Here is a 5,827-nt window from a genome sequence, read left to right as displayed (position 1 = left end):
GTAGGACCGCGAAACTACATCGGGCGATTAGCCGGGCATACCGCCGCCCCTCCAAGCGTATCAAGGTGGCCAAGGAGCCCATCCAAATTACCCGATATAGTCAGGTAGGGAACATAGTGGCGCCTATGTCTTCAGAGAGATAGGCGTCACACGTGTGCCGTAGTCCGGCTCCATCAGTTGCTGGAGCACGGCGATGCGATGGATGAAGCCCTCCAGAAGCTACGGACATTCTTTGGCTGGTCCAAGACATCGACCATGCCGTCCCGGTATGCGCGCGCCGTGTTCGAGGATCGATTGGCGGGTGTCTGGAATGACGCCTTCGACGACCGGATTGCCCTGCTTCGGGCTTTGCCCAGGGGGATCTGATATGGGCGGCAAGCCACCAATCCAGTCGGACCTGTTTCCGGTGCATGTTCCCGCCGATGATGTCATTGATCAGGTTGTAGCGGCACTACCGATGCTGCCGCCGGTCATCCGCTATTACGACGACTTCGATGATGTGCAGCACTCGATCCGGGACCCGGCCGGCCAAGTGGTCTTTGAACTGGCAATCACCGGCCGGACGATCAGGGTCGACTTCACGTGGTTTGTGGCCAATCACGCCCTGCTGTTGAAACACGTCTTCCTGTTCCTGCTCGGCGAAGATCTCAGCGTATCGACTGCGGCAAACTACCTGATCGCTGCGCCACATTTAGCGCTCGCCGATATCATTGAAATCGTTCGTGCTGGTCCCATCGGGATTGCGACTGTCTGGGCCAGACTGCGTGTGCGCGAGATGCCTCTTTCGGCGTATATCCTCGTGAAAGCGCTGCTGCGACTCCTATGTCGCCACCGATTGCGAGGCTGGGCCGATACCTACGATACCTACATCGCTACCACCCTTCCCTTGCCTGCCCGGGATGCTTACGCGGGCGTCCGCTCTGGTGATGTGTTCCTGAGCGCGGACGAAGAGGCAGCAATTGTTCGCTATCTGGATGAAATGGTTGTGGCGCTTGAGTCGACCACAGTCCCGTCGTACGAAGTTATTTGCGACGCAGGGATGTTGCTGTGCGCCTACCAGTTCGCCATGCGCCCGATCCAGATTGCGATGCTGAGCATGCGAAATGTACGTATCTGGCAGGATGCACCGGATGGACCGTCGACGGTGCATTTAACCTTCCATATGGCCAAACAGAAAAGCAACTCGAAAAGAAAACCGCTTACGCGTCGGGTCAAGCGCGAGTGGGCTCTGATCTTCGTTGCGTTACAGGCCCGGCGAACGGCTGAAGGTCTCGCTGGTGCTGGGCATTTCTTTGCTGTCGAATCGAACTACGAAGCCGGAACCCGCATTGCCGCGCTCGTCAGAAAGCTGATCGACTCCGAAGACCTCGGTACGGCGACAGACCTGCGCCACACAGCGGCGCAGAGACTCGTTGACGCGGGCGCAAGCCACGAAGAGCTCGCCGAGTTTATGGGTCATTCGAACGTGCAAACAGGACTCGTGTATTACGAGACATCGGCCACCCACGCGGAGCGTGTCAACCGTGCTCTCGGGGCGTCGGACATATACCGACGCGTGGCGAAAATTGCACACGACCGGTTCATCTCCCCGGAAGAGCTCACCCTTCTTAAAGGTGAGCAGCAGATTGCCGGCGTACCTCACGGCATTCCGATAGCCGGTATCGGGGGCTGCAAATCGGGCCAGCCCGCCTGCCCCTACAACCCGGTCACATCGTGCTACGGATGCAGGAAATTCATGCCCCTGCACGACAAGGCGATGCATGAGCGCGTGCTGGCCGAGATGCGTGAAGTGGTGATCTTCTTCGACCAGAGTTCCCGCGGCGACACCAGGTCGCCGGCCTACCTGCAACTGCAACGCACGATCGCCGAGATACAGACAGTCATCGAAGAACTGGAAGGCGACAATCGATGAATCCACACTACTCCGCGTTCATTGAACTGGGCAAAACGCTGGCCCGTGAGAAAGGACTGTCGTGGGACATGCCTCTCGACGAAACAGGCGCCGCATGCGACGGCGTCGGCTGGAACCTTACCGTCATTGCCGGCGACGTACCGCCGCCGACTCATTACCTGCGAGATCTCGGACCTGATGCGAAGGCGCTGGCGATCATCAATGCGGAGCGCGCTGAGCAGAGCCTAGCGCCACTGCCCCGGCGAGCGCTATCGTCAGCATGGCAGGATCTGATCAAGGCGGCCGTTGCCGAACAGCTGCTGTTCAAGCGGAACACCACCGGACACGTCATGCAAAACATCGCGCGCCCGCTACGGGTGGTTGCAACGTGTGTGGAAAAGGACCCCTGGCAACTGACCGTCGACGATCTGCGTCTGGCGATCCGTGTCGGAAAAGCAACCCAGGCCACAGGAAAGCTGGGAGACCTGGTGATCGGCATCATCAAGACAGTGCTCGATGCCCAGCACCTCTGCGACGGCGGTCCACTGTACTCGTCCCTCGCTGTTCCGCGCATGAAAATGAAAAGCGCGATCAAGGCGAAACATACCTGGTCGCAGGACGAGTTGCGCGCCGACCTGGAGGCACGCAAGCGCGAGGAGCGGCTACCCGAACGCCGGGCGTTCTGGGAGCTGACCCGAATCGTGATGACCGAGAAGCCGCGGACGTTCATGGACGATCTGCGGTTCGCCGCCGTGCGCACAATGATCGTGACTGGCATGCGTGCGGGCGAAGCTGCTCTGTTGCCGGTCGACTGGAGGCGCGAGCGGACGTATCTGGACTCAAAGGGTCGGCCTGCCGGCGAAGCCGGTGGAATCTCAACGTCGCTGATGGCCCGGCACTTCGCGGAAAAGCAGCAGGACGACGAGTCGGACAGCCGCTTCCTGCGTGAAAACACGCAGCCTGTTCCCGACATGTTCCGGGTCCTGCTGACCGAGACGCTCGACCATGTCGCGAAGCTCACAGATCCGCTACGCGCGACGCTGAAGCTGCAATGCGAGACGGGGCGTCTGCTTCCGTGGTACCCGGCCGACAGCCTCGTGCCCATCATCGAAATCTATACGCGGTTGATGGGTAACCCGTTCTGGCTGGATATTGAACAGGAACCGTTCATCGAGCGCTACCGTGACGACTTCGATCCGGCGGTACTCGTTGAGCTGTACGGCTATCAGATGGAACGACGCCGCAGCGGTGACCTTACACTGAACATGGCCGTCTATCAGTTCGGAAATCGTCTGGTAAAAGCGATGCGCGAGGGCAAGACTGGCATGCGCTTCCGCCATGGGAACGGCTCTCCCGTTAGCCTTCTTGAACGTATGGAATGGCACGCGACGCATCTGCACGTTGGAGAACTCGAAGAGCATATCCGGCTCAAAACGCCAACGAAGGTGTCGGACACCACACCATTGCCGCTTGCGGTCGGTGTCGTTCAGCCGTGGGAGTTTCTGTTCGTGCAGCCCAAGCGCTCGCTTGTCGAAGAGCGCAACGACGGTTTGTGCGACGTGACCCGCTACATGTCGGTTAACCGTCCTGATCCGACGTTCATTGGACAGGCACTCGGTGACTCCAAGGACCTGCCGTCGCTGTTCGAAAAATACGGACAGACCGACGAAGACCGTGCCTTGAAGATCGAGTCGCACATGCTGCGTCATCTGCAAAACACCGAGCTGTTCCGGCTGGGCGTCGCCGACACCATCATCTCGAAGCGCTTCAACCGGCGCAGCGTCGCACAGAGTTACGAGTACGACCATCGCAGCCTCGCAGAAGATCTGGAGCAAATCGAGATCCCGCAGGACATCGAGATCATGCTCGGTGAAAAAGCCAGCACGGTTGCCAGGCTTATCAAGGGCGGCAAGGCCAATGGCCCGATCGTGGACGCGTTCCGGCGCATCCAGGCAACAGAGGGCGACACTGCCGCGTATGAGTACCTTCGTGCCGAAGCGGACGGTTTCCATGCCACACCGTATGGGCATTGCCTGAATTCATTTGCGGTCGATCCCTGCCCCAAACATCTCGAGTGCTTCGCGGACTGCCGCCATCTGTCGGCTACCGATCTGCCGGAGAACAGGCAGAACCTGATCCGGCTTGAGGGCAAGTTCAAGCTCGCCCTCGAGTCGATCAAGACCAGACCATCGACCAGCATCGGCTGGAAAAACCAGCTTGACCACGCAGAGAAGCGGCTGGCCGGCGTACAGAAGCTTCTTGCAACACCAGCGGGTGAACGCCCCTTCCCTGACGGCGTTGACCTGTCACTGCCCCGGAAACGCGGAGTACTTGATGATTGAACTGAACGAGACCACGTCGTCCAGCGACGACGACCAGATGCGTGAGATTCTCGAAACGCTGCTGGCTGAGGACGAAGATATCACCGCACGCGCTGTTGCCCGGTTACACCTATCCATTAATGCGGCGTCGTCGATCACTCGTAGCGAATCCCGGAGCAAGCTGCTCGCTGAATATCAGCAGCGGCAGGCCGAATACCGGCGCTGGCGAGGCCGTGTTGCGAAACGCTCCGGCGCCGATACCGCGGCCTCGCTCGCCGACAAGGACATCAGGATTGCAGAACTCGAAGCCACTGTGCAACTACTGACCGCTTCCCACCTTGCCATGTTGCGCGCCGTCGGCGAACTCGGCGGCTTCAGCAAGTGGGCCAGGTTCTATGAACAGTATCGCGACGCACGGGACAAACTTGCGGAGCTTGGCGCCATACCTGAAGCGACAGTATCTCCAATGCCGGCGGAGAGTCCGAAGCGCCGGGGAGAAACAAAGCGTCGATGACTGTCTGGTTGGCGTGACAATGTTTGCATGATCCCCTCAGCCACGAAATGGCTGCGGTTCTGCGGTGGAAGCCGCCTCTCTCCCGAAAGGAGTATCACATGTCCTATTGCCCCTTCTTCCAGACCCTGCACGATGAAACGCGCCCCGTGGGCAATCTCGGCAGGGGAACTCACTACTCTGTTCTGCGGGCACCGGTCTGGCACGACGAGTTTATGAACCGGCTAGAACGTTGCACGTTCCTCGACTTCGCCATCATCTGGGATGAGGATCATGACGATCGCGTGATCGACGCGATTATGGTGCTCTACATCAGTGGCCTGCTCGCGCCGGTACGGTATATAGGCGAGCGGAAAGGCACGCTCTCGGTGCTGCTGGCCCCTGATGTTGTGCGAAGGTGGGACCCGGAAACGCTGGAGCAGTAACGCGACAACATCAACGACATCTGCCAGTGCCTGGAAGACCCATGGTCGGCGAAAGTCGACAGCGCTGACGGCCACGAACATTCGATCATCCACAGTTCGGCTGAGAACGTTGCTACGTATCTCAAGAACATCGACATGCTGTGGGAACTGGGTGTGAAACCGAAAAGCCGCCCCTAAGTCGGAAGCGAGGGACCGACGGGAACGCAACACTGAGTCTGGCAGCATCACGTTGCCGGGCCTAACCCTGTTGCGTCCTCGGATGAGCATCGACGCAACAAATGCCAGCGCTACGGTCGCGCAACAGGAAACACCTGAAAAAGTGGATATCCTGTGGATAAGTCGGCCGCCTTACCCGTTGAAATATAACAAAACCTGAAAAACCAAACCAACGCAACACCACACCATAGGTGCCAAGAATCAACATTTAANACAGGAAACACCTGAAAAAGTGGATATCCTGTGGATAAGTCGGCCGCCTTACCCGTTGAAATATAACAAAACCTGAAAAACCAAACCAACGCAACACCACACCATAGGTGCCAAGAATCAACATATGTGGTGTAGTAGCTTTATAGAAATGTCGTGTTCTGGCCATTTAGAAATGTCGTGTTTTGGCCTCGGTATGCTGGCCGGCTCCCTGCGGGACCACGGAGCCGGCCATGCATCCAGCTGCACTGGT

The 5,827-nt window shown here is 58.6% G+C and carries 5 protein-coding genes; all 5 read left to right on the top strand.

Annotation, left to right across the window (positions count from 1 at the left end):
- Nucleotides 1-198 precede the first annotated feature (198 nt).
- The 5 genes from DLM46_RS38620 to DLM46_RS40840 all read left to right on the top strand — a co-directional run bounded on the left by DLM46_RS38620 (nucleotide 199) and on the right by DLM46_RS40840 (nucleotide 5,148).
- On the top strand, nucleotides 199-366 hold the full coding sequence (locus tag DLM46_RS38620; protein WP_244306543.1) for a hypothetical protein: 168 nt from the start codon (nucleotides 199-201) through the stop codon (nucleotides 364-366).
- A gap of 1 nt (nucleotide 367) precedes the next feature.
- A complete protein-coding gene (locus tag DLM46_RS38615; protein ID WP_115110289.1) occupies nucleotides 368-1,912 on the top strand; it encodes a site-specific integrase in 1,545 nt (514 codons plus the stop codon).
- Nucleotides 1,909-4,233 (top strand): hypothetical protein, encoded by a 2,325-nt coding sequence (locus tag DLM46_RS38610; protein ID WP_115110284.1) that lies wholly within the window; start codon nucleotides 1,909-1,911, stop codon nucleotides 4,231-4,233. Before DLM46_RS38615 ends, DLM46_RS38610 begins: the two co-directional genes overlap by 4 nt.
- Entirely contained in the window at nucleotides 4,226-4,726 is a 501-nt protein-coding gene (locus DLM46_RS38605) for a hypothetical protein (protein WP_115110281.1), read from the top strand. Before DLM46_RS38610 ends, DLM46_RS38605 begins: the two co-directional genes overlap by 8 nt.
- Before the next feature lie 98 nt (nucleotides 4,727-4,824).
- Nucleotides 4,825-5,148: a hypothetical protein gene (locus tag DLM46_RS40840; RefSeq protein ID WP_244306542.1), complete on the top strand. Its 324-nt coding sequence runs from the start codon at nucleotides 4,825-4,827 to the stop codon at nucleotides 5,146-5,148.
- The last annotated feature ends 679 nt before the right edge of the window (nucleotides 5,149-5,827 follow it).

The sequence above is a fragment of the Paraburkholderia lacunae genome (assembly GCF_003353175.1).
GTDB lineage: Bacteria > Pseudomonadota > Gammaproteobacteria > Burkholderiales > Burkholderiaceae > Paraburkholderia > Paraburkholderia lacunae.
The sequence above is the reverse complement of the archived record's forward strand: the minus strand, read 5'-3'. Positions and strand labels throughout refer to the sequence as shown.